Here is a 22,073-nt window from a genome sequence, read left to right as displayed (position 1 = left end):
CGGTGGTCGTCGGGCAACGTCGAATACCCGGCGCCCCGCCCGTCATCCAGGTGCCGGCGCCACCCGGGCGCCCACGAGGACGGAGACCGCCATGCCCCGGTACCTGCTGATCGTCGACTTCCGGTCCGGGCCGGACCCCACTCCCATGGAGGAGTGGGACGACGCGGACGTGCAGGCGCACCTCGACCACTACGACCGGCTGAACGACGAGCTGCGGGCGAGCGGCGAGCTCGTCGGAGGCATCGCGCTCGAGGGCCCCGACGTCGCACGGGTGGTGCGGTCCGACGGGCGGTCGGGCACCACCGTGACCGAGGGCCCGTTCACCGAGTTCTCGGAGTGGCTCGCCGGGTTCCAGGTGGTCGACGTGGTCGACGAGGCACGCGCGGTCGAGATCGCCGCCCGCGTGTCCGCCGTCCCGGGCCGTGGTGGTCTGCCCTGCGAGCAGCCGGTGCAGGTCAGGCGGGTCGTCGACGGCGCGATCGCGGACGCCGCCACGATGCGCGACTGGCTCGGCACGGCCGACGCGCGCTGACCCGTCCGCCCGGACGCGAGCCGGCCCGGTCGGCGCGCACCCGAACGGGTGAGCCCCGACGAAACCGGCCCAGGTCTCCTCGCGCCCCGCTAGCGTTCCGGTGCCCGTGACGCGGAAGGGGACCTGGTGCTGCGCTTCCTGCCGGTGATCGTCGAGGTCGCCCTGCTCGTGTTCTGCCTCATCGACTGCATCCAGTCGGACTCCGACCGCGTGCGGAACCTGTCGAAGGGGTGGTGGCTCGTCCTCATCGTCGTGCTGCCGATCGCCGGTGGCATCGCGTGGCTCGCCGTCGGACGGCCCCAGACCCCCCGCACGCACGTCCCGTGGCGGTCGACGCAGACGGCGGGCTTCCCCGAGCACGAGCGGCCGCGGCGGTACGGCGACGACGCGTCCGCCGAGGAACGCCGGCGCGCCGAGGAACGCCGCTCGGACGACCTGCACGAGCAGATGCTGCGCGACTGGGAGGCCCAGCTGCGCGCGCGGGACCAGGGTGCGAGCGACACCGACCGCCCCGGCCCCGTCTGACCTCCGCGCGTCCCCCGGGCGGCCCTGTCCGCCGGGCTCCTGACGCCCGCCCGACGGCCGCGCACGGGTGACGCGGCGCCGCGTCACCGACGCCGGTGCACACCGGGGGTGCCCCCGCCGGGGTTCGAACCCGGACTGGACCGGGTTTAAGCCGGTTGCCTCTGCCGGTTGGGCTACGGGGGCGCGCCCGTCATCCTGCCAGCCCAGCCCTTGGCTCCCGGAGACCGTGCAGCGACGGGGACGCCAGGGGACCCGAACGCAGCACACTCCCCGGGTGGGTCACCTCAGGCCGCGGGCGTGTCGCCCTTCGCGGCCGGGGAGTCCTTCTCGGCCTTCTGGGGCGGCAGCGCCGCACCCGGCGCCGCCGGCTGGTCCTTCGGCTTCGGCGGCACCGACGCGGCGCGGAACTCCGCGCGCGGGTCGTGCAGGGAGCCGAGCGCGACGACCTCACGGCGCAGCAGGACCGACCCGGTCCAGCCGGCCGCGATGCGCAGCTTGCGGTTGAAGGTCGGCATCGCGAACACGTGGTACGTGCGGTGCAGGACCCACGCGAGGAACCCGCGCACCTTGATGCGGCCGAACATCTGCGCGACGCCCTTGTACATGCCGAGCGACGCGACGGCGCCGACGTTGCGGTGCTTGTACGGCGTCGGGCGGGCCGAGCGCAGGACGAGCGCGAGGTTGTCGCCGATGTGGTTGCCCTCGCGCAGCGCGTGCTGGGCGTTCGGCGGGCAGAACTTGCCGGGGTTGTACAGGTCGGGCACGGCTGCGCAGTCGCCCGCGGCCCACGCGTCGGCCACGACCCTGCCGTCCTCCGCCGTGATCTGCAGGTACTCGTTGCAGATGACGCGGCCCATCTTGTCCAACGGCAGGTCCGAGTCCTGCAGCACCGGGTTGGCCTTCACCCCGGCGGTCCACACCAGCGTCTCGGCGTCGAACTCGACACCGTTCGACAGCACGATGTGCCCGTCGACGCAGGACGACAGGAACGTGGACAGGAAGATCTCGATGTCGCGCTTGCGCAGCTGCTCGAGGGTGTACCCGCCGAGCTCCTCGCTGACCTCGGGCAGGATGCGCGGGCTGCCCTCGACGAGGACGAAGCGCATCTCCTCCGGCTCGATCTGCTTGTAGTGCCGCACCGCGTAGCGGGCCATGTCCTCGACCTCGCCGAGCGCCTCGACCCCGGCGAACCCGCCGCCGACGAACACGAACGTCAGCATCTTGCGGCGCAGCTCGGGGTCCCACGTCGACGCCGCGACGTCGATGCGCCCCAGCACGTGGTTGCGGACGGCGATGGCCTCCTCGACGTTCTTGAACCCGATGCCCTGCTCGGCCAGGCCGGGGATGGGCAGCGTGCGGGCGACCGAGCCGAGGCCGACGACGAGGTGGTCGTACGTCACCCAGTACGGCTCGCCCTCGATGGGCGTGATCTGGACCCGACGGTCCGCGTGCTGGATCTGCGTGACGTGGCCCTGCAGCACGTCGACGCCCTTGAGCGCGCGGCGGTGGGGCGCGACGACGTTGCGCGGGTCGATCGACCCCGCCGCGGTCTCCGGCAGGAAGGGCGCATAGGTCATGTACGGGCGGGGGTCGACCACGACGATGGCGGCGTCACGGCGGCCCAGCCGGCGACGCAGACGCCGGGCCGAGTACAGGCCGACGGTGCCGCCGCCGAGGACGAGGACCCGCGGGACCTTGCGCGGCTTGCCGGCGGGGGCCGGCATGAGCTCACCCGTGGCGAGGGCGGCGTCCGCGGCGGCAGGAGACGACTCAGGCATACCTCATACGGTAGACGTGCACACGCTCCCAGGCGGTGTCGGGGGCCGGTGACGCCCGGCACATCCCGCCCTCCGCGCGCCCGGGTGCGCGGCCCGTCAGCGCTCTGCGTCGGCGCCCCCGGGCGCCTCGGCGTCGTCGTCGCCGGCTCCGTCGACCCCGAGCGGCGGCGCGACCTGCGCAGATCCCCCGGCGCCGCTCGCGCTCGGCACGCGCTCGACCCGCACGCGCGTGATCCGCCGCCGGTCCACCGTGAGGACCCGCAGGCGCACGGGTGACCGGTCGCCGCCGTCCTCGTCCTCCGGCACCACCACGTCGACGACCTCGCCGGGCTGCGGGATGCGGCCCAGGCGCGCCAGCACGTAGCCGGCGACCGTCTCGTACGGGCCCTCGGGCAGCTCGACGCCCGTGCGGTCCGCGAAGTCCTCGAGGGTGAGGCCCGCGTCGACGTCGGCGTTGCCGGCCAGCCGCACGGGCACGGGGTCGTACTCGTCGACGATGTCGCCGACGAGCTCCTCGAGCAGGTCCTCGAGGGTCACGATGCCGTCCGTGCCGCCGTACTCGTCGACGACGAGCGCGATGTGGGCACCGGTCCGCCGCATCGCGGACAGCGTCGGCAGCACCGCGTTCGTGCCCGGCAGCGACACGATGGGGCGCGTCACCTCCCCCACGGTCGTGGCGGCGACCTCCACGATCGCCTCGACGACGCCCGCCCGCCCGTGGGCGTCCGGGTCGGCGTCCGCCTCGCGCACCGCGCGCGCCACGGGGGCCAGCAGGTCGCGCACGTGGACGAAGCCCACGACGTCGTCGAAGTCCTCCCCCGTCACCGGGTACCGGGAGTAGGGCAGCGTCCCGACGAGCTGGGCCGCCTGGGCGATCGGCGCGTCGGCCGGCAGGAACGCGACGTCGGCACGGGGCCGCATGACCTCGACCAGGGAGCGGTCGCCCGCGTCGAAGATGTCGTCGATGAGCCGGCGCTCGTCCTCCGGCAGGTCGGGGTGCGTGCGCACCAGGTCGCGCAGCTCCTCGTCGCTGATCTGGTCGCTGGTCGCCGCCGGGTCGAAGCCGAGCAGCCGCACGACGCCGTTGGTCGACTTCGACAGCAGCCAGACCACCGGCGTCATGAGCGCGGCGAACCGGTCGAGCGGCGGCCCCACCCACAGCGAGACCCGCGCCGCCTGCTGCATCGCGATGCGCTTGGGGACCAGCTCGCCCAGCACGAGCGACAGGTACGCGATGAGCAGCGTGAGCACCACCAGCGCGACACCCTCGGCAGTGCCGGGGGCCATCCCGAGCGACTCGAACACCGGCGCGAGCGCCGAGGCCAGCGTCGACGCGCCGAACGCGGCCGAGAAGAAGCCGGCGACGGTGACACCGATCTGCACGGCCGCCAGGAACCGGTTGGGGTTGCGCGCCACCGCCGCGACGCGCGCACCGCGCGGCCCCTGCTTCTCGAGCTGGCCCAGCTGGGACTCGCGCAGCGAGACGAGCGCGAGCTCGGTCCCGGCGAACACGCCACCGATGAGGACGAACAGCAGGACGAGGCCGATGTCGGCCCAGGTGTCAACGGTCACGGGGGCTTCCAGGATCGGCGACGGGGCCTTCCCAGCCTAGGTCCGCCGTCCGGCCGGCGCGGGCCCGCCCGCCGTGAGGCGAGGGTGGGCCCGCGTCGGGGGTCAGGGGGTCGGCACCTGCGGTACGGGCGCGTCGCCGGCGGTCGGTTCCGCGCCCGGGGCGAGGTCGGCCGCCGGATCGGCCGGGAGCTCGGACGCCGGGTCCGGCGAGGCGTCTGGCGTCGGGGTCGGGGTCGGGGTCGGACCGTCCTCGACCTGGCCGCCCGGTGTCACGGCACCCCACACCGTGACCGGCGCGGCCGAGGCGAACGGCCATGACGGGGCGCGGACCTGGTCAGCAGCGTCGTCACCCGGGACGTCGCGCTGCGTCTCGTCGTCGTACGTCCAGGCGTCTGCGGGCAGGCTGTACAGCGGGAAGACGTTCCAGCGGGTCTCACCGTTCGGCCCCGCGACGCCCACGTGGTGCAGCGGCGCGTCGGCCCCCTCGGGCCAGAACTGCTGCTGCATCCACAGGGTGCCCCCGTCCGGCTCGGTCGTGACGGGACGCCCGGCCTGGTCGAAGACCTGCGCCCCCTCCACCGGCCGCCCCTGCGCGTCGTAGACGAAGAGGTTGTGGGCGTACTCCCCGTCGACGACGATTCCGTCCGCAGGCGGGGCGTCGGCCACCGTCCGGGCGTACTCGAGGTCGTACCGCTGCGAGCTCGGCAGCGTCAGCAGGAGGACCAGGCTCGCGACGGCGAGGAGGCCGCTGACGATCATGAGGGGCCGCTGCCAGCGCGGGCCCGTGCGCCACCGGCCGCGCCCCCACTGGGCGCTGGCGACCACGCACAGGACGAGCAGGACCCAGCCGCCGAGCGTCGAGGGCAGCCAGAAGGACGAGGTGGGCTCCGCCCCGAGGACTTGCAGCAGCAGATGGGCCAGCGCCCAGCCCCGCAGCACCCACCACGCCGACCGCAGCGCGACCAGCAGGTCCTCCAGACCCGGGAACCAGCGGGTGGCGCGCAGCTGCGCGAGCGCGGCGCGGTCCAGCTCGCGCAGGGCCCGCCACGGCGACAGCAGCGCCGCCCGGACGCTCCCCTCGCGGTGCGGCACGGGCGCGAGCCCTGCTGCCGTCCGCAGCTCGGCCGCGTACGCACCCGGCTCGCCGAACTCCTCGACCAGGGACCCGCCGTGGGCCCGCCGCTCGTCGGCGAGGGTGTCGGTGAGGTTGGCCTCGAGCCCGTCCGTCAGGTCGTCGACCTGGTCCTGGCCCAGGTCGGCGAGCGCCGCCCGCACCTGCGTGGCGTACGCCCGCACGTCCCCCGCGATCGCGTCATCGACGATGCTCATGCCACTGCCTCCGTCCCGAGCAGGCGCTGCATCGTGCCCGCGAACTCGTACCAGTCCTTGCGCTGCGCGGCCAGGACGGCCCGCCCCTGCGCGTTGATGCCGTAGTACTTGCGGTGCGGCCCCTCGTCGCTGGGCACGACGTACGACGTCAGGGCCCCCGACGAGTAGAGCCGGCGCAGCGTGCCGTAGACCGACGCGTCGCCGACCTCCTCGATGCCGGCGGCGCGCAGGCGCCGCACGACGTCGTAGCCGTAGCCGTCCTCGTCCGCCACGACGGCGAGCACGGCCAGGTCCAGCACCCCCTTGAGCAGCTGTGTGGTGTCCATGCGACCTCTCGATCCTCGGCAGCCGCACGTCGGTCCCGGCCCCCTCCGGGCGGGACCGACGTGCGGTACGTGGTGCGGGCACCCCTCCAGGGCCCGCACGCTGCACAGTACTGTGCAGTCCGCACTACTGTCCACGACACGCCACACGTGTCGCCCGGTCGCCACACGCCCTCTCCCGGCCGTGAGAGGTCGATCCAGCACCGCGTGCGGCTGCACGCCGCAGGAGTGCCTGCCGCAGCGCGCGGCCGTGGCTCGCCGTCCGCGCGCGTCAGCGCTCGGCGACGCTCCAGGCGATGCCGTCGAGGATGTCGTGCTCGGACGTCACGACGCGGGTCAGCGCCCCGCCGGCTGCCGCGACCTCGTCGCGCACGCGCCGCACCACGTCACGCCAGACCAGCGCCCCGGCACCGATGACGTCGACGCGCCCCGGGTGCAGGTACGGCAGCGCCGCCCGCTCGTCGCGCGTGCGGGCCAGCATGTCCTCGCACGACGCGAGCACGTCGTCGACACCGAGCACCGCGCCGTCGATGCGGTCCCGGTCGTACCGGTCCAGGCCCAGCGCGTGCGCCGTCAGCGTCGTCACCGAGCCGGCCAGCCCCACGAGCGTCACCGTGCGTCCCAGCGGCACGACCCGGGCGGCCGCGTCGAGCGCGGCGTGCACGTCGGCGTCGGCCGCCGCCACCTGGGCGGCGGTCGGCGGGTCGTCGTGCAGGTGCCGCTCCGTGAGGCGCACGGAGCCGACGTCCATCGACACCGCGGCCTCGGGCACCTGCGTGCCGAGCACCAGCTCCGTCGACCCGCCGCCCAGGTCGACGACCAGGAAGGGCCCGTCGAACCGGCTCGCGAGGACGCCCGTCGCGCCGCGGAACGACAGGCGCGCCTCCTCGTCGCCGGCGACGACCTCGGGGTCCACGCCCAGCGCGGCCCGCACCCCGGTGACGAACTCGTCGCGGTTGCGCGCGTCACGCGTCGCCGACGTCGCCACGAAGCGCACCGCCTCGACGCCGAGCCGCTCGCACACCTCGTGGTACCGGCGCGCGGCGTCGAGCGTCCGCGCGAGCGCCTCGGGCGCGAGCAGGCCCGTGCGGTCGACCCCTTGACCCAGCCGCACCACCTCGTTCGTGCGCTCCAGGTCGACGAGCGTGCCCGCGTCCCGGTCGACGTCCGCGACGAGCAGACGGATGGAGTTGGTCCCGCAGTCGATGGCTGCCACGCGTGTCACCGGCACATCGTGCCACCGCGGACCGACAGCGCCGACCTGGCGTCCGGCGGCGCCGCGTCGACGTCAGCAGGTGCAGCGGTCGGGACGCCAGCGGTCGGCGATGGTCGCCAGCACCTCGTCCCCGACGGGGTTGACCCCCGGCCCGGCGGCCAGCGCGTGCGCGACCAGGACGTGCAGGCACTTGACCCGGTGCGGCATGCCGCCGGCCGAGATGCCCTCGATCTCCGGCACGTGCCCCAGCGCCTCGCGGTCCGCGAGGTAGGCCTCGTGCGCGCGGCGGTGCCCTGCCGCGAGCTCCTCGTCCTCGGCGAGGCGGGCCGTCAGCTCCTTCATCACCCCGGACGCCTCGACGGCGCTCACGGCCGCGACGGCCTGCGGCGACGTCAGGTAGTACGTCGTGGGGAACGGCGTGCCGTCGTCGAGCCGCGGGGCGGTGCGCACCACGAGCGGCCGTCCGCACACGCACCGCGCGGCGACGCCCACGACCCCGCGCGGGGGCCGGCCGAGCTGCTCGGTCAGCACCTCGACGTCGCGAGCACTGACCGGGTCCGTCACGGCCGTGGCCACGACGGCCTCCGGCGTGGCGGGCGTCACGGGCACCGGCGGCGCGTCAGCGGCCAGCGCCGAGGGTCCGGGAACGTCGCGATGGGTGGTGGGGTCGGGTCGTGCGGGCACGTCGGTCCGTTCGGTCGCTCGGGCGGGCGACCCCATTGTCCCCCACGGGCACGGGGCGACCGCGAGGGACCGCCGTCACCCGGCGGGCGTGGGCTCCGGGTCGGCCGGCGCGGTGGGCGCCGGCGGCACCGCGTCGTCCGGGGGGACGGTCGTGGCGTCGAGCTCCAGCTCGCCCGCGATCTGCACCGACTCCCACACCGTCGCGTACCAGGGCCGGGTCGCCCCGTCCGCGGCCGTCCGCACGGGGCCCTCGTCGACGCCGGTCGCGGGCACCGTCTCGGGGTCCACGACGACGAACGCGGTCTCCCCCGGCATGACGAACGACAGCCGCTCGCGCGCCTGGGCGACGATGTACGCGTCGTCGTCCCAGCGCTTCAGCTCGGCCTCCAGGTCGGCGTTCTCGGCCTGCGCGGCGTCGCGCGCCGCCCGCAGCTGCTCGACCTCCGTGCGCGTCGCGAGGTACGAGGCGAGCGTCGGGTACACGAGCACGAAGGCGACCAGCAGCACCAGCGAGAACACGATCGCGCGGACCGTGAACATCCGCGGCAGCGGCAGCCGGGGCGACGCCGCGCGGGGCACGGCGCCGGTCGGCGTGCCGGCGCGCCCCGGTCCCGGGCGTCCGGCGGTGCGCGCCGCCGCGGGCCGTGAGGCGGTCCCACCGACCTTCGGGACCGACCCGGACCGCGGGGCGGCGGCGCGGGTACCGCGGGAGGACGTGGACCCGCCCGGCTTGCCGCCCGGCGCCCGGCGCGCGCGGGGCACGGCGCCCGACGGCGTCTCGTCGCGGCCCTGCCGACGGCCGGAGCCGGGCACGGGAGGACGACGGGGGGACGACATGGCCTCGATTGTGCCCTCCGTGCGCCGGATACGCCGGAGGCCGGACGGCCGTGTCCGCCACGGGCCGGGCCCGCCTGACCGCACGACGACGCCCGGCCCACCGTGACGGTGGACCGGGCGTCGTCGTTCAGGCGGTGATCAGCCCTGGAAGCGCGGGAAGGCGCTCGCACCGGCGTAGATGCCGGCGTCGTCGAGCTCCTCCTCGATGCGCAGGAGCTGGTTGTACTTGTTGATGCGCTCGCCGCGGGCGGGCGCACCGGTCTTGATCTGGCCGGCGTTCGTCGCGACGGACAGGTCGGCGATGGTGGTGTCCTCGGTCTCGCCGGAGCGGTGCGAGGTCATCGTCGTGAAGCCGTTGCGCTGCGCGAGCGAGACCGCGTCGAGCGTCTCGGTGAGCGAGCCGATCTGGTTGAGCTTGACCAGCAGCGAGTTCGCGGCCTTGAGCTGGATGCCCTTGGCCAGGCGCTCCGGGTTCGTGACGAACAGGTCGTCGCCGACGATCTGGACCTTGTCGCCGATGCGCGCCATGAGCGCGACCCACGCCTCCCAGTCGTCCTCGGCCAGCGGGTCCTCGATGGAGACCAGCGGGTAGTCCGCGACGAGCGACTCGTAGTACTCGATCATCGCGGCCGACTGCAGCTGCTGGCCCTCGAACGCGTACTTGTCGTCGGCGAAGAACTCCGTCGCCGCGACGTCGAGCGCGAGCGCGACGTCCTTGCCGGGCACGAAGCCGGCCTTCTCGATCGCGACGATGATGAGGTCGAGCGCGTCGCGGTTGCTCGGCAGGTTCGGGGCGAAGCCGCCCTCGTCGCCGAGACCCGTCGACAGGCCCTTGCTCTTCAGCACGGACTTCAGCGAGTGGTAGACCTCGGTGCCGGTGCGCAGCGCCTCACGGAAGGTCGTGGCGCCGATGGGGGCGACCATGAACTCCTGGACGTCCACGTTGGAGTCGGCGTGCGACCCACCGTTGAGGATGTTCATCATCGGCACGGGCAGGACGTGCGCGTTGGGGCCGCCGACGTAGCGGAACAGCGGCAGGTCGGCCGAGTCGGCCGCAGCCTTCGCGACGGCCAGCGAGACGCCGAGGATCGCGTTGGCGCCGAGCTTGCCCTTGTTGGGCGTGCCGTCGAGCTCGATGAGCGCGGCGTCGACGAGGCGCTGCTCGCTCGCCTCGAACCCGATCAGCTCGGGTGCGATCTCGTCGATCACGGCGTTGACCGCGCCCTGGACGCCCTTGCCGCCGTAGCGGGGGTCGTCGCTGTCGCGGCGCTCGACGGCCTCGAACGCGCCCGTGGACGCACCCGAGGGGACGGCCGCGCGGGCGATGGTGCCGTCGTCGAGGGCGACCTCGACCTCGACAGTGGGGTTGCCGCGCGAGTCAAGAATCTCGCGGGCGCCGACGGCCTCGATGCTGGCCATGGCTGCTCCTTCGACAGACGGTGGGTTTGCGCACCCAGCCTAGTGCCGCTGGTCAGCCCGCGCCGGGGGACCTTGGGCTGCGGACGCCTCCCGCGCGTCTGCAGGGCCGCGCTGCGCACGTCGCCCCGGACGGCGTGCGAGCATGCGACGTGACCTCCGTCTCACCCGCTGCCGAGCCGCCGTCCGGGCGGGTCGCGCCGCCCGCCGCGCTCGTGGTGCGGCTGCGCGCGGCCGGGTGCGTGTTCGCCGAGGACGAGGCGGCACTGCTGCAGGAGGCGGCGCGGGACGCCGCGCGACGTCCCGCCCGTCCGCTCCCGGACGGCCCCTCGCCCGTCGACGAGGACGTGCTCGAGGAGCTGGTCGCCCGACGCGTCGCCGGTGAGCCGCTGGAGACCGTGCTGGGCTGGGTCGCGTTCGCCGGGCTGCGGCTCGCCGTCGGGCCGGGGGTGTTCGTCCCCCGGCGCCGCACCGAGCTGCTGGCCCGCACCGCCGTGCGGCTCGCGCGTGCGGCGCGGCCCGCGCCGGTCGTCGTGGAGGCCTGCTGCGGCGTGGCTCCCGTCGCGACGCTGGTCGCGCACGACGTCCCGGGGGCCGACGTCCACGCGGCCGACCTGGACCCCGCGGCCGTCGGGTGGGCCGCCCGCAACCTCGCCGGCCGGGGCCGCGCGTGGGCCGGTGACCTGCTCGACCCGCTGCCGCCCGGGCTGCGCGGCCGCGTCGACGTGCTCGTGGCGAACGCGCCGTACGTGCCGCACGACGCGATCGCGACCATGCCGCCCGAGGCGCGCGAGCACGAGCCGCACCTCGCCCTCGACGGCGGCCCCGACGGCGTCGACGTGCACCGCCGCCTGCTCGCGGCCGCACCGGCGTGGGTGCGGCCCGGCGGTCACGTGCTGGTGGAGACGAGCGTGCGGCAGGCACCGCTCACGCGGGCGGCGTGCCCGCCGGGCTGGGCGGTCGAGGTGCTGCACGACGACGACGTCGACGGCACGGTCGTCCTCACCCGCCGCCCTGACTGACCGCCCCGGCACCGCCTGGACGCGCCCTCGCCCCTCACCGGGGCGGCCCCTGTCCACGGACCGGAACGACCCCGCCGCGAGACCGGGCCCACATCGCGCATCGGTGCCGATGAGCGAGCCGCGCCCGGTCTCGCGAGCGGTCAGTCCCAGCATCCGGGACGCACCTCACGCGAGGGTGCAGGTGACCCCGTTCAGCGCGAACGACGTGGGTCGCGGGTTCGTGCCCGGGTGGGAGCCGTTGAAGCCGATGTCCACCGAGCCGCCGGGCGCGAGCCGGCCGTTCCAGGCGGCGTTGGTCGCGGTCACCGTCGAGCCGGACTGCGTCCACGTCGCCGACCAGCCCTGCGTCACCTGCTGCCCGCCGGGGAATGTGAACCGCAGGGTCCAGCCCGACAGCGCCGTGGTGCCCTGGTGGGTGACGCGCACCCCCGCGGTGAACCCGGTGCTCCAGTCGTTGCTCGTGAACGTCACCCGGCAGGCCGGGCCGGCCGTCGGCGACGCGCTCACGCTCGGGCTGACGCTCGGCGACGCGCTCACGCTCGGGCTGACGCTCGGCGACGGACTCACGCTCGGGCTGACGCTCGGCGACGCGCTCACGCTCGGCGACGGGCTCACCGTCGGCGTGACGGTCGGCGTCGGCGTCGTCCCGATCCGCGACGGGTCGACGATCCCCCAGTACGCGGGCTTCACCTGCAGCTGCCCGTCGAAGAGCAGCGGTGCCGCACCGGAGCGCAGCCACGTACGCGAGTCCTCCAGGCCCCAGACGGTGATCGACTCGAACGACCGCGCGTGCTGCTCGAGCATCGCGAACATGTCGCGGTAGTAGTACCCCTGCTCGATCAGGCGGGCCGCGGGCGGTGCGGTCCACTGCTCACCGGAGTCGCGGTACGCCGACACGTCGAGCTCGGTGACGGCCTGCCGCACGGGAAGCGCCTCGAACGCCTCGATCGTGTCCTCGATCATCGGGATGGAGCGGCCCACCTCGACGTGCAGCTGGTGCCCGACGCCGTCGACCGGTACGCCCTGCGCGAGCAGGTCGGTGACGAGGCGCAGGTACGGCGCGCGCTTGTCCGGGTACTCGGAGTTGTAGTCGTTGATGAACAGCAGCACCTCGGGGCCGAACGCGGCACGGGCGTAGCGGAACGCGTCGGCGATGTACGACGGGCCCAGGACGCGGTACCACTCGCTGCGGCGCAGGCCGTCCGACTGGTTCTCGTCGATGACCTCGTTGACGACGTCGAACGCGAAGATCGGGTTGCCGGCCGTGCCGTACTCGCCGTACGTCTCGCGGTAGTGGTCGGCGATCGCCTCGATGTGCGTGCGCAGGCGCTCGCGCAGCAGCGCCTGGTCGGCGGACGACGTCGTCAGGGCGGCCCCGTCGCGCTGGAAGAACCAGGCGGGCGTCTGCTGGTGCCACAGCAGCGTGTGACCGTAGACGCGCATGTCGTGCTCGATCGCCCAGTCGACGAGGCCGTCGGCCGCACCGAACGTGAACGTGCCCTCGGTGGGTTGGATCGACTCGGGCTTCATCTGGTTGCCGGGCGTGATCTGCTCGGCGTGGTGCGCGAGCAGGTCGCCGCGGCCGCCGAGGACGTCCTGCGGCTCGACGGCGATGCCGAACGGCACGGACACCTCGTCGGAGACGGGCGTGACCGACAGGTCCGGGGTGTACCGGATGCCCGAGACGAGGACGTCGTCGACCATGAGGTCGGCGGGCGAGGAGACCGACTCGACGTAGAGCGACGCGGTGTCGAACGGGCCGGGCGTGTAGGTCGCCGTGACCTCGCGCCACTGGCTCGTGACCCCCTCGACCGTCGTCAGCGTCTCGTAGGACGCGACGCCGTCGACGTCCCGCTGCACGGACACCCGCAGGTCGGCCGAGCCGGCGCCGTCGGGCAGCCGCAGCCACAGGCCGACGGTGTACGTCGTGCCGGGCTCGAAGACCTCGGTCACGGGGATCAGCGCGCCGTCCCACGGGTCGACCCGGTCCTGCACGAGAAGGCTGCCGGTGCCGCGCGCTCCGACGGCGGTGGTGCTCACGGTCGCCGCGCCGCGTGCCTGCCAGCCGTCGAGGCCGGCCTCGAAGTCGCTCGTCACGACGACCGCCGGGGACAGGGCGCGGGCGGGCGCGGCGAGCGGGCCCGCGAGGGCGCCGGCGAGGACGAGGGCCACCGTGACCAGGGCGGCCGCCACGACGGCGGCGGGGCGCAGACCGGCGGGGACGGGGCGGACGGACGGCATGACGGGCTCCTCGCGCCGGCGGTGGATCGTCACAGTGCGACCCGGCGCGAGGCTAGGTCGGCGCACCGGCCCGAGTCAGCCCATGAACCGTTTCGGTCCGTGGCCGTCGGGCCGGTGCGCGACCTCCTGCGTGCTCAGCCCACCGCGAGCGGAGCGACGATCTGCTCCACCTGGTCCTTCGCGTCGCCGAACAGCATCGCCGTGTTCTCGCGGAAGAACAGCGGGTTCTGCACGCCCGCGTACCCGGTGGCCATGGACCGCTTGAACACGATCACCTGCTTGGCCTTCCAGACCTCGAGCACCGGCATCCCGGCGATGGGCGACGACGGGTCGTCGAGCGCGGAGGGGTTGACGGTGTCGTTGGCGCCGATGACCAGGACGACGTCGGTGTCCGCGAAGTCGTCGTTGATCTCGTCCATCTCCAGGACGATGTCGTACGGCACCTTCGCCTCGGCGAGCAGCACGTTCATGTGCCCGGGCAGCCGGCCCGCGACGGGGTGCACGGCGAACCGCACGTCGACGCCCTGGCCGCGCAGCTTCGCGACGAGGTCCGCCACGGGGTACTGCGCCTTGGCGACGGCCATGCCGTAGCCGGGTGCGATGACGACGCGGCGCGCGGCGCGCAGCATGTCGGCCACCTCGACGGCGGTGACCTCGCGGTGCTCGCCGTAGTCCTGGTCGCCGGCCGCGACCTTGCCGCCCTCGGCCCCGAACCCGCCGAGGATCACCGAGACGAACGACCGGTTCATGGCCTTGCACATGATGAACGACAGGATCGCGCCGGAGGAGCCGACCAGCGCCCCGACGATGATGAGCAGGTCGTTGCTCAGCATGAAGCCGGCGGCCGCCGCGGCCCACCCGGAGTACGAGTTGAGCATCGAGACGACGACCGGCATGTCACCGCCGCCGATCGAGGCGACCAGGTGCCAGCCGAGGGCGAGCGCGACCACGGTCATCAGCACGAGCGGCAGCAGGGAGTGGTCCGCGAGGAACCAGGTCAGCAGCCCGCCCGACGCGACGAGCGCCGCGAGGTTGAGCCAGTTGCGGCCCGGCAGCATGAGCGGGGCGCTCTTGATGCGCGCCGACAGCTTGAGGAACGCGACGATCGACCCGGTGAACGTCACCGCCCCGATGAGCACACCGAGGAAGACCTCGACCAGGTGCACCGCGTCGGGCTCCTCGGTGAGGAACGAGTTGAAGCCGACGAGCACGGCCGCGAGGCCGACGAACGAGTGCAGGACGGCGATCATCTCGGGCATCTGCGTCATCTCGACGCTGCGCGCCCGCCAGATGCCGATGCCGGCGCCGAGCGCGAGCGCCATCGCGATGAGCAGCAGCGTCACCACGACGGGCCGCTGCGAGACGTCGGCCGCGAGCGCGACCGTGGCGAGCAGCGCGAGGACCATGCCCGCGATGCCGTAGAGGTTGCCGCGACGGGCGGTCTCCTGCTTGCTCAGCCCCGCGAGGGACAGGACGAACAGGATCGCCGCGATGAGGTAGACGGCCTGGGCCAGTGACGTGAGCACGCCCGTCACGCCTCCTTCCGGAACATGTGGATCATGCGGAACGCGACGAGGAACCCGCCGAAGATGTTGATCGCCGCGACGGTGGCGGCGATGAAGGCCAGCGTGGTGACCACCCAGCTCGAGTGCCCGATCTGCAGCAGCGCGCCGACCAGGATGATCCCGCTGATGGCGTTGGTGGTGGCCATGAGCGGGGTGTGCAGCGAGTGGCTGACGTTGGAGATGACGTAGTAGCCGACGACCACCGCGAGCGCGAAGACGGTCGCGTGCCCGAGGAAGGACGCGGGCGCGGCCGTCAGCGCGAGGGCCGCCAGCACGGCGCCGAGCCCGGCGAGCACGGCGTTGCGGCGGGACCTGCGCTGCGCGGCGGCGACCGCCGCGGCCTTCCTGGCGGCCAGCTCCTCCGGCGTCTCGGCGGGGGCCGTCGCGACGGGCGCGGGCGCCGCCGAGACGGCGACGGGCGGGGGCGGCCACATGACCTCGCCGCCGGTGGTCACGGTCATGCCGCGCTGCACCGGGTCGTCGAGGTCGAGCACGAGCTCGCCGTCCTTGCCGGGCGTGAGCAGCGCGAGCAGGTGGACGACGTTGGTGCCGAACAGCTGCGACGTGTGCTGCGGCATCCGGCTCGGCAGGTCGGTGTACCCGAGGATGATCACGCCGTTGTCGGACACGACGCGCTCGCCCGGGACGGTGAGCTCGCAGTTGCCGCCGCCGGACGCGGCGAGGTCGACGATCACCGAGCCGGGGGTCATCGCCTCGACCATGTCCTTGGTGATCGTGCGCGGCGCCTGCCCGCGCACGAGGGCGGTGGTCACCACGACGTTCGCCCAGGCGGTCTGCTCGGCGTACATCTGCGCCGTGAGCCGCTCCTGCTCGGCTGTCAGCTCGCGCGCGTAGCCGTCGGTCGAGACCTCCTGGCCCGCGCCCTCCGCCTGCACGAACGTCGCGCCCATGGACTCGATCTGCTCGCCGACCTCGGGTCGCACGTCGAACGCCCGCACCTGCGCGCCGAGGCTGCTCGCGGTGCCGAGGGCCGCGAGGCCCGCCACACCGGCGCCGATGACGAAGACGTTGGCCGGCGGGGTCTTGCCGGCGGCGGTCACCTGGCCGGTGAACATGCCGCCGAACTCCTCGGCCGCCTCGATGACCGCGCGGTAGCCGGCGACGTTCGAGAGCGTCGACAGCACGTCGAGCGCCTGCGCGCGCGAGATCCGCGGGACGGCGTCGAGCGCGAGCGCCGTGATGCCCAGGCCCGCGAGCCGCTCCGCCAGACCCGCGTCGGCGAACGGCGCCATGGTCGCGACGAGCGTCGCGCCCGACCGCATGGCATCGACGTCCGTCGGCAGGTGCACACCGGTGACGACGTCGCACGCCAGGACGTCGGCACGCTCGACGACCTGCGCACCGGCGGCCTCGTAGGCCTCGTCGGTGAAGGTCGCGGCGGCGCCGGCCTCGCGCTCCACGAGCACCTCGTACCCGAGGTCACGGAGCCTGGCGACGGTCTTGGGCGTCGCGGCGACGAGCCGCTCTCCCGGGCGCTGCTCGCGCGGGACGCCGATCCTCATGCGTGCTCTCCTTCGACGGGCGGTGGACGGGACGTGGGTCCCGCCCGCACGTCCAATCCTGGTCGGACGTGGGACGGACCGGGTCGGACCTTAGGCCCGGAAAGCGCATCCCGCAGTCCGCGCAGTGGCGCAGGACACCCCACCGACGCCCACCGTCTCACGCCCCGAGACATCCACCGCCGCAGCCCTGCGCTGGATTGCACTCTCACGCTGCAGGGAGGGCTGGATTGCACTCTCACCCCACAGGAGGGCTGGATTGCACTCTCACCCCACAGGAGGGCTGGATTGCACTCTCACCCCACAGGACGAGGGCGCGAGAGCGCAATCCAGTACGCCGCCCCACCCACCCTCGTGCGCGAGAGCGCAATCCCGCACCCGCCCCCGCGGGGCGGGAGAGCGATCCAGTCCCCGACGTGGCAGGCGTCAGGACTCCGCGGTGCGGGCGGTCGACTCCCAGGCGGCCGTGGCGCGGCGCAGGGCGGCCTCGGCGTCCACGCCGGAGCGGTGGGCCGCGACCACGACGGCGAGCAGCGTCTCGCCGATCGCCTCCGGGGACGGGTCCACGACGTCCGGTGGCGGGGCGTCGCCCAGCAGGCCGGCCTGGTCCGCCCGCGCGAGCAGCTTCTGGGCTCGGGCGAGCGCGCCCAACGTCGGCGGGACGCCGTCGAGCGCCGACGTGCGGGCCGGCTTCTCGGCGCGCTTGAGATGCTCCCAGCGCTCGAGCACGGTCGCCACGTCGATCTCCCCGTCGCCCTCGGCGCCGAAGACGTGCGGGTTGCGGCGCACCAGCTTGGCGACCAGGCCGTCGGCCACGTCGGCGACGTCGAAGGGGTCCTCCTCGTCCTCGGCGGCGAGCCGCGCGTGGAAGAGCACCTGGAGCAGGAGGTCGCCGAGCTCCTCCTGCAGCCCTGCGCGATCGGCCGACTCGACCGCCTCGACGACCTCGTGCACCTCCTCGACCGCGTACGGCAGCAGCGAGGCGTGGGTCTGGAGCGCGTACCAGGGGCAGCCGCCGGGCGACCGCAGCCGGTCCATCACCGCGACGGCGCGCGCGAGCGCGGCCGCCTGTCGGGCCGCCTCCGCGGGCCCGTCCTGCGGGGACGTCACCTCGGGCACCGTGAGGTCAGGGCGTGGGCGCGGGCTCGGGTGCGCCGTCGGGGAGGGTCGGCTCGGCGTCCTCGCTGACGATCCACGACGGCGTCGTCGGCGGCGCGACGACGAGGTCGTCGGTGAACTCGCCGAACCGCGGGTTCACCTCGATGTCCGCGGCGGCGACGCGCTCCTGGTACTCGGCGGCGGCCGCCTGGGGGTCGGGGGCCTCCTGCAGCGCGCTGACCACGAGCGAGTACCGACCGACCGCCACGGCGCCGGGCCCGAACTCGATCCGCGCGCCCTCGCCCTCGCCGAGCGCCTGGTCGGCGACCGAGCGCAGGAGGTCGAGCGCCTGCTGGTCGTTGACGCCGACGCCGAGGTCGGCCGCGACCTCCGTCGCGAACGGCTCGGTGATGAGCACCGCGAGCACGTCCTGCGCGCCGGCACCGGCGAAGAAGGGCCCCAGCTGCTCGTACGTGGTCGCGAGCTCGGCCGTGCTGATCGCACGACCGTCGACCACGGCCGCCGCGCCCGGCTGCCCGGCGCATCCCGCCAGCAGACCGCCCACCACGACCGTCGTCGTCACCAGCCGCACGCGTCCTCGCGTCCGTCGCACCGCCACCAGGGCCTCCCGGTCATGTTCGTTGGGGTCGTGCGACATCGTAGGCCCTGGCGGCGGGCCTCCCACGCCGCCCAGCCCGGCGTCAGCGTGCCGCCGTGCCGGCCGTCGCGGCGGCCGAGACGTCACCGCGCACGATCGCGTCGACGAACTGCCGCGCCCACGCCAGGACCTCGGCGCCGTGCAAGGGCTTGCCGCCGATGCGGGCCGTGGTCGGGAACGGCACGAGCACCGTGCGCACCGCGGGCTTCGTCACCGAGCCGGGGTACAGGCGCTTGAGCCGCAGCTGCGCGGACTCGGGCAGCTCCACCGGGGCGAACCGCACGAACCTGCCCTGCGCGGTGACGTCCGCCAGCCCCGCGGCGCGCGCGTGCAGGCGGAACTGCGCGACCTCGAAGAGGTTGTCGACGGCCGCGGGCACCGGCCCGTACCGGTCGACCAGCTCGGCGTGCACCTCGCGCAGCGTCGCGGCGTCGGTGGCTGCCGCGATCTTGCGGTACGCCTCCAGGCGCAGCCGCTCATGCGCGATGTAGTCGTGCGGCACGTGCGCGTCGACGGGCAGCTCGATCGTGACGTCCGGCTGCTCCTCGGCGGCCTCGCCGCGGAACGACGCGACCGCCTCCCCCACCATCCGCACGTACAGGTCGAACCCGACGCCCTCGATGTGGCCGGACTGCTCCCCGCCCAGCAGGTTGCCCGCGCCGCGGATCTCGAGGTCCTTCATGGCGACGGCCATGCCGGCGCCGAGGTCCGTGTGCGCGGCGATGGTCTGCAGCCGGTCGTGCGCCGTCTCGGTCAGCGGCACCTCCGGCGGGTACAGGAAGTACGCGTACGCGCGCTCGCGCCCGCGGCCCACGCGCCCGCGCAGCTGGTGCAGCTGCGACAGGCCGAGCCGGTCCGCGCGCTCGAGGATGAGGGTGTTGGCGTTGGAGATGTCCAGGCCCGTCTCGACGATCGTCGTGCAGACCAGGACGTCGAACTTCTTCTCCCAGAAGTCGACGATGACCTCCTCGAGCCGGTGCTCGCCCATCTTGCCGTGGGCGACGGCGATGCGGGCCTCGGGCACCAGCTCGTTGAGGCGTGACGCCGTGCGCTCGATCGACTCGACCCGGTTGTGGACATAGAAGACCTGTCCCTCGCGCAGCAGCTCGCGGCGGATCGCGGCGGCGATCTGCTTCTCCTCGTACGGCCCGACGAACGTCAGCACCGGGTGGCGCTCCTCCGGCGGCGTGGCGAGCGTCGACATCTCGCGGATGCCCGTGACGGCCATCTCGAGCGTGCGCGGGATGGGCGTGGCGCTCATCGCGAGCACGTCGACGTTGGTCCGCAGCGCCTTGAGGGTCTCCTTGTGCTCGACGCCGAAGCGCTGCTCCTCGTCGATGACGACCAGGCCGAGGTCCTTGAACCGCACGCTGCCGGTGATGAGGCGGTGGGTGCCGATGACGACGTCGACGGACCCGTCGGCGAGGCCGTCGATCACCTCCTTCGCCTCCTTGGCCGTCTGGAACCGCGACAGCGCCTTCACGTTCACCGGGTACGGCGCGTAACGCTCGGCGAACGTGTCGAGGTGCTGCTGGACGAGCAGCGTCGTGGGCACCAGCACGGCGACCTGCTTGCCGTCCTGCACGGCCTTGAACGCCGCCCGCACCGCGATCTCCGTCTTGCCGTACCCGACGTCACCGCAGACCAGGCGGTCCATCGGGACCGTCTTCTCCATGTCGGCCTTGACCTCGTCGATCGTGGCCAGCTGGTCGGGGGTCTCGACGTACGCGAACGCGTCCTCGAGCTCGCGCTGCCACGGGGTGTCCGGGCCGAAGGCGTGGCCGGCTGTCGCCATGCGCGCCGAGTACAGGCGGATCAGCTCGGCGGCGATCTCCTTGACGGCCCTGCGTGCGCGGCCCTTCGTCTTCTGCCAGTCCGACCCGCCCATGCGGCTGAGCGTGGGCGCCTCGCCACCGACGTACTTGGTGACCTGGTCGAGCTGGTCCGTCGGGACGTACAGCCGGTCCCCGGGCTGCCCCTTCTTCGAGCTCGCGTACTCCACGACGAGGTACTCGCGCGTCGCGGCGGCGGCTCCCGAGCCGATCGTGCGCTGCACGAGCTCGACGAACCGCCCGACGCCGTGCTGCTCGTGCACGACGAAGTCGCCGGGCCGCAGCTGCACCGGGTCGACGACGTTGCGACGCCGGCTCGGCATCCGCCGCATGTCCCGCGTGCTCGACCCCGCCCGTCCGGTGAGGTCGGCCTCGCTGAACACCGCCAGGTGCAGCCCTTCGTGCACGAACCCCGGCCCCAGCGGCGCGGGCGTGACCAGCACGACGCCCCCCTCGGGCTCGTCGGGGACGGTCGCGACCAGCCGCGCGGGCACGTCCGCCGCCCGCAGCTGCTCGACCATGCGCTGCGCCGGGCCGTGCCCGTCGGTCGCCAGCACGAGGCGCCACCCGTCGTGCTGCAGGCGCCGCACGTCCTCGACGGCGCGGGCCACCTCGCCGCGGTACCGCTCGACCTCACGCGCGCCCACGACCAGCGTGCGCACGTCGGAGTCGGCCGACGGCCCGTCGGACACCGCCTCGCCGGTCACGGCGTCCGCGTCGAGCGTGAAGCCCGACAGCGTCCACCAGCCGAGCGCACGGACGGCCGCGAGCGCGCGGACCTCGGCGAACGACGCGAACGAGGCCGCCGACAGGTCCAGCGGGGTGGCGGCTCCCGCGGCGGCCGACGTCCAGGCCGCCTCGAGGAACTCCCGCGTCGTGGCGACGAGGTCGTGCGCACGGCGGCGCACCCGCTCGGGGTCCACGACGACCAGCAGGGACTCGTCCGGCACCAGGTCGAGCACCGGGACCATGCGCTCGACCAGCACGGGGGCGAGCGACTCCATGCCCTCCACCGCGATGCCCTCGGCGAGACGGTCGAGCATGTCCAGCGCCCCGGGCAGCTGCTCGCGCAGCGACGCGGCACGCTCCCGCACGGCGTCGGTCAGCAGGATCTCCCGGCACGGAGGTGCCCACAGCCCGTGGTCGGCGACCTCCAGGCTGCGCTGGTCGGCCACCGAGAACCAGCGGATCTCCTCGACGTCCTCGCCCCACAGCTCGATGCGCAGCGGGTGGTCCTCGGTGGGCGGGAACACGTCGAGGATGCCGCCCCGCACGGCGAACTCACCGCGCCGCTCGACCATGTCGACGCGTGTGTACGCGGCGTCGACGAGCCGCTGCGCGAGGTCGTCGAGGTCGACGGTGTCACCGGTGCGCACCTCGACCGGGACGAGCTCGCCCAGGCCGTCGACGACCGGCTGCAGGAGCGCGCGCACCGGCATCACGAGCACGCGCACGGGGCCCGACGGGCCGGGCTCGGGGTCCGGGTGCGCGAGCCGCCGGAACACCGCGAGCCGCCGCGCGACCGTGTCCGACCGCGGGCTCAGCCGCTCGTGCGGCAGCGTCTCCCAGCTCGGCAGGACGGCGACGTCGTCGTCCGGGAGGTAGCAGCGCAGCGCACCAGCGAGCTCGTCGGCGTCGCGGCCCGTGGCGGTGACGACGACGAGCGGCCGGCCGGCCGGGCCCGACGCGTCCTGCGCCGTCGGGTGCGCGCCCGTCAGCGCCGCGAGCAGCGGGGGGCGGATGCCCGCCGGACCGACGACGTCGAGCTCGCCCCGGGCGCGCACGGACGCGACCGCCTCCGCGGCGGCGGGGTCGGCGAGGAGGGCGGGCAGGAGGCCGGTGAGGTCCATGGAGATCCTTGGGACGGTCGTGGCCCGTGGTGAGCGGGCGCGCGGGCAGCACGCTCGCCCCGGTCGGGGATGAGG

Annotated in this window: 17 protein-coding genes and 1 tRNA gene; 3 read left to right on the top strand and 15 right to left on the bottom strand. The window is 74.2% G+C overall.

Going from position 1 to position 22,073, the window contains the following annotated elements:
• Positions 1 to 91 precede the first annotated feature (91 nt).
• Positions 92 to 532: a YciI family protein gene (locus NP075_RS04740; protein WP_227564158.1), complete on the top strand. Its 441-nt coding sequence runs from the start codon at positions 92 to 94 to the stop codon at positions 530 to 532.
• Between the two features lie 126 nt (positions 533 to 658).
• Positions 659 to 1,057: a PLD nuclease N-terminal domain-containing protein gene (locus tag NP075_RS04735; protein ID WP_227564157.1), complete on the top strand. Its 399-nt coding sequence runs from the start codon at positions 659 to 661 to the stop codon at positions 1,055 to 1,057.
• 109 nt (positions 1,058 to 1,166) lie between these two features.
• Here NP075_RS04735 and NP075_RS04730 read toward each other — a convergent pair.
• The 9 genes from NP075_RS04730 to eno all read right to left on the bottom strand — a co-directional run bounded on the left by NP075_RS04730 (position 1,167) and on the right by eno (position 10,215).
• Positions 1,167 to 1,240 (bottom strand) — tRNA-Leu (locus NP075_RS04730).
• Between the two features lie 101 nt (positions 1,241 to 1,341).
• Positions 1,342 to 2,835: an NAD(P)/FAD-dependent oxidoreductase gene (locus tag NP075_RS04725; RefSeq protein WP_372456698.1), complete on the bottom strand. Its 1,494-nt coding sequence runs from the start codon at positions 2,833 to 2,835 to the stop codon at positions 1,342 to 1,344.
• A gap of 96 nt (positions 2,836 to 2,931) precedes the next feature.
• Entirely contained in the window at positions 2,932 to 4,407 is a 1,476-nt protein-coding gene (locus NP075_RS04720) for a hemolysin family protein (RefSeq protein ID WP_227564156.1), read from the bottom strand.
• Between the two features lie 102 nt (positions 4,408 to 4,509).
• Positions 4,510 to 5,736, bottom strand: coding sequence for a hypothetical protein (locus tag NP075_RS04715; RefSeq protein WP_227564154.1), 1,227 nt, complete (start codon positions 5,734 to 5,736; stop codon positions 4,510 to 4,512).
• On the bottom strand, positions 5,733 to 6,062 hold the full coding sequence (locus NP075_RS04710) for a PadR family transcriptional regulator (RefSeq protein WP_227564153.1): 330 nt from the start codon (positions 6,060 to 6,062) through the stop codon (positions 5,733 to 5,735). Before NP075_RS04710 ends, NP075_RS04715 begins: the two co-directional genes overlap by 4 nt.
• 268 nt (positions 6,063 to 6,330) lie before the next feature.
• Positions 6,331 to 7,284 carry a Ppx/GppA phosphatase family protein gene (locus tag NP075_RS04705; RefSeq protein ID WP_284439916.1) on the bottom strand — a complete coding sequence of 318 codons (954 nt, stop codon included), beginning with the start codon at positions 7,282 to 7,284 and terminating at the stop codon, positions 6,331 to 6,333.
• 63 nt (positions 7,285 to 7,347) lie between these two features.
• On the bottom strand, positions 7,348 to 7,959 hold the full coding sequence (locus NP075_RS04700; protein WP_227564151.1) for a DUF501 domain-containing protein: 612 nt from the start codon (positions 7,957 to 7,959) through the stop codon (positions 7,348 to 7,350).
• Positions 7,960 to 8,034: 75 nt separating this feature from the next.
• Positions 8,035 to 8,796: an FtsB family cell division protein gene (locus NP075_RS04695; protein ID WP_227564150.1), complete on the bottom strand. Its 762-nt coding sequence runs from the start codon at positions 8,794 to 8,796 to the stop codon at positions 8,035 to 8,037.
• Between the two features lie 138 nt (positions 8,797 to 8,934).
• Positions 8,935 to 10,215 (bottom strand): phosphopyruvate hydratase, encoded by a 1,281-nt coding sequence (gene eno, locus NP075_RS04690; RefSeq protein ID WP_227564149.1) that lies wholly within the window; start codon positions 10,213 to 10,215, stop codon positions 8,935 to 8,937.
• A gap of 149 nt (positions 10,216 to 10,364) precedes the next feature.
• On the opposite strand from eno, the gene NP075_RS04685 reads away from it, so the two are divergent.
• On the top strand, positions 10,365 to 11,234 hold the full coding sequence (locus tag NP075_RS04685) for a putative protein N(5)-glutamine methyltransferase (protein ID WP_227564148.1): 870 nt from the start codon (positions 10,365 to 10,367) through the stop codon (positions 11,232 to 11,234).
• A 165-nt stretch (positions 11,235 to 11,399) separates the two neighbouring features.
• Here the strand turns inward: NP075_RS04685 and NP075_RS04680 are convergent, their stop codons facing one another.
• From NP075_RS04680 to mfd, 6 genes are all read right to left on the bottom strand, one after another.
• Positions 11,400 to 13,475 (bottom strand): endo-1,4-beta-xylanase, encoded by a 2,076-nt coding sequence (locus tag NP075_RS04680; RefSeq protein WP_227564147.1) that lies wholly within the window; start codon positions 13,473 to 13,475, stop codon positions 11,400 to 11,402.
• Positions 13,476 to 13,609: 134 nt separating this feature from the next.
• Positions 13,610 to 15,001: a Re/Si-specific NAD(P)(+) transhydrogenase subunit beta gene (gene pntB, locus NP075_RS04675; protein ID WP_227564146.1), complete on the bottom strand. Its 1,392-nt coding sequence runs from the start codon at positions 14,999 to 15,001 to the stop codon at positions 13,610 to 13,612.
• A gap of 5 nt (positions 15,002 to 15,006) precedes the next feature.
• A complete protein-coding gene (locus NP075_RS04670) occupies positions 15,007 to 16,563 on the bottom strand; it encodes a Re/Si-specific NAD(P)(+) transhydrogenase subunit alpha (RefSeq protein ID WP_227564145.1) in 1,557 nt (518 codons plus the stop codon).
• Positions 16,564 to 16,986: 423 nt separating this feature from the next.
• Positions 16,987 to 17,670, bottom strand: a complete 684-nt coding sequence (locus tag NP075_RS04665; RefSeq protein WP_227564144.1) for a MazG nucleotide pyrophosphohydrolase domain-containing protein — start codon at positions 17,668 to 17,670, stop codon at positions 16,987 to 16,989.
• 16 nt (positions 17,671 to 17,686) lie between these two features.
• Positions 17,687 to 18,241: a SurA N-terminal domain-containing protein gene (locus tag NP075_RS04660; RefSeq protein ID WP_227564143.1), complete on the bottom strand. Its 555-nt coding sequence runs from the start codon at positions 18,239 to 18,241 to the stop codon at positions 17,687 to 17,689.
• Between the two features lie 118 nt (positions 18,242 to 18,359).
• On the bottom strand, positions 18,360 to 21,998 hold the full coding sequence (gene mfd, locus NP075_RS04655) for a transcription-repair coupling factor (RefSeq protein WP_227564142.1): 3,639 nt from the start codon (positions 21,996 to 21,998) through the stop codon (positions 18,360 to 18,362).
• Positions 21,999 to 22,073: the final 75 nt, after the last annotated feature.

The organism is Cellulomonas wangsupingiae (assembly GCF_024508275.1).
In the GTDB taxonomy this organism is placed as follows: domain Bacteria; phylum Actinomycetota; class Actinomycetes; order Actinomycetales; family Cellulomonadaceae; genus Cellulomonas; species Cellulomonas wangsupingiae.
Note: the sequence above shows the minus strand (reverse complement) of the source record. Positions and strands in the feature narration are given on the sequence as shown.

What these genes read in the sequence shown, in the direction of transcription:
- mfd (WP_227564142.1), bottom strand. Translation starts at nt 21,998, where the DNA reads ATGGACCTCACCGGCCTCCTGCCCGCCCTCCTCGCCGACCCCGCCGCC.
- NP075_RS04715 (WP_227564154.1), bottom strand. Translation starts at nt 5,736, where the DNA reads ATGAGCATCGTCGATGACGCGATCGCGGGGGACGTGCGGGCGTACGCC.
- NP075_RS04740 (WP_227564158.1), top strand. Translation starts at nt 92, where the DNA reads ATGCCCCGGTACCTGCTGATCGTCGACTTCCGGTCCGGGCCGGACCCC.
- NP075_RS04680 (WP_227564147.1), bottom strand. Translation starts at nt 13,475, where the DNA reads ATGCCGTCCGTCCGCCCCGTCCCCGCCGGTCTGCGCCCCGCCGCCGTC.
- NP075_RS04695 (WP_227564150.1), bottom strand. Translation starts at nt 8,796, where the DNA reads ATGTCGTCCCCCCGTCGTCCTCCCGTGCCCGGCTCCGGCCGTCGGCAG.
- NP075_RS04710 (WP_227564153.1), bottom strand. Translation starts at nt 6,062, where the DNA reads ATGGACACCACACAGCTGCTCAAGGGGGTGCTGGACCTGGCCGTGCTC.
- NP075_RS04670 (WP_227564145.1), bottom strand. Translation starts at nt 16,563, where the DNA reads ATGAGGATCGGCGTCCCGCGCGAGCAGCGCCCGGGAGAGCGGCTCGTC.
- eno (WP_227564149.1), bottom strand. Translation starts at nt 10,215, where the DNA reads ATGGCCAGCATCGAGGCCGTCGGCGCCCGCGAGATTCTTGACTCGCGC.
- NP075_RS04725 (WP_372456698.1), bottom strand. Translation starts at nt 2,835, where the DNA reads ATGCCTGAGTCGTCTCCTGCCGCCGCGGACGCCGCCCTCGCCACGGGT.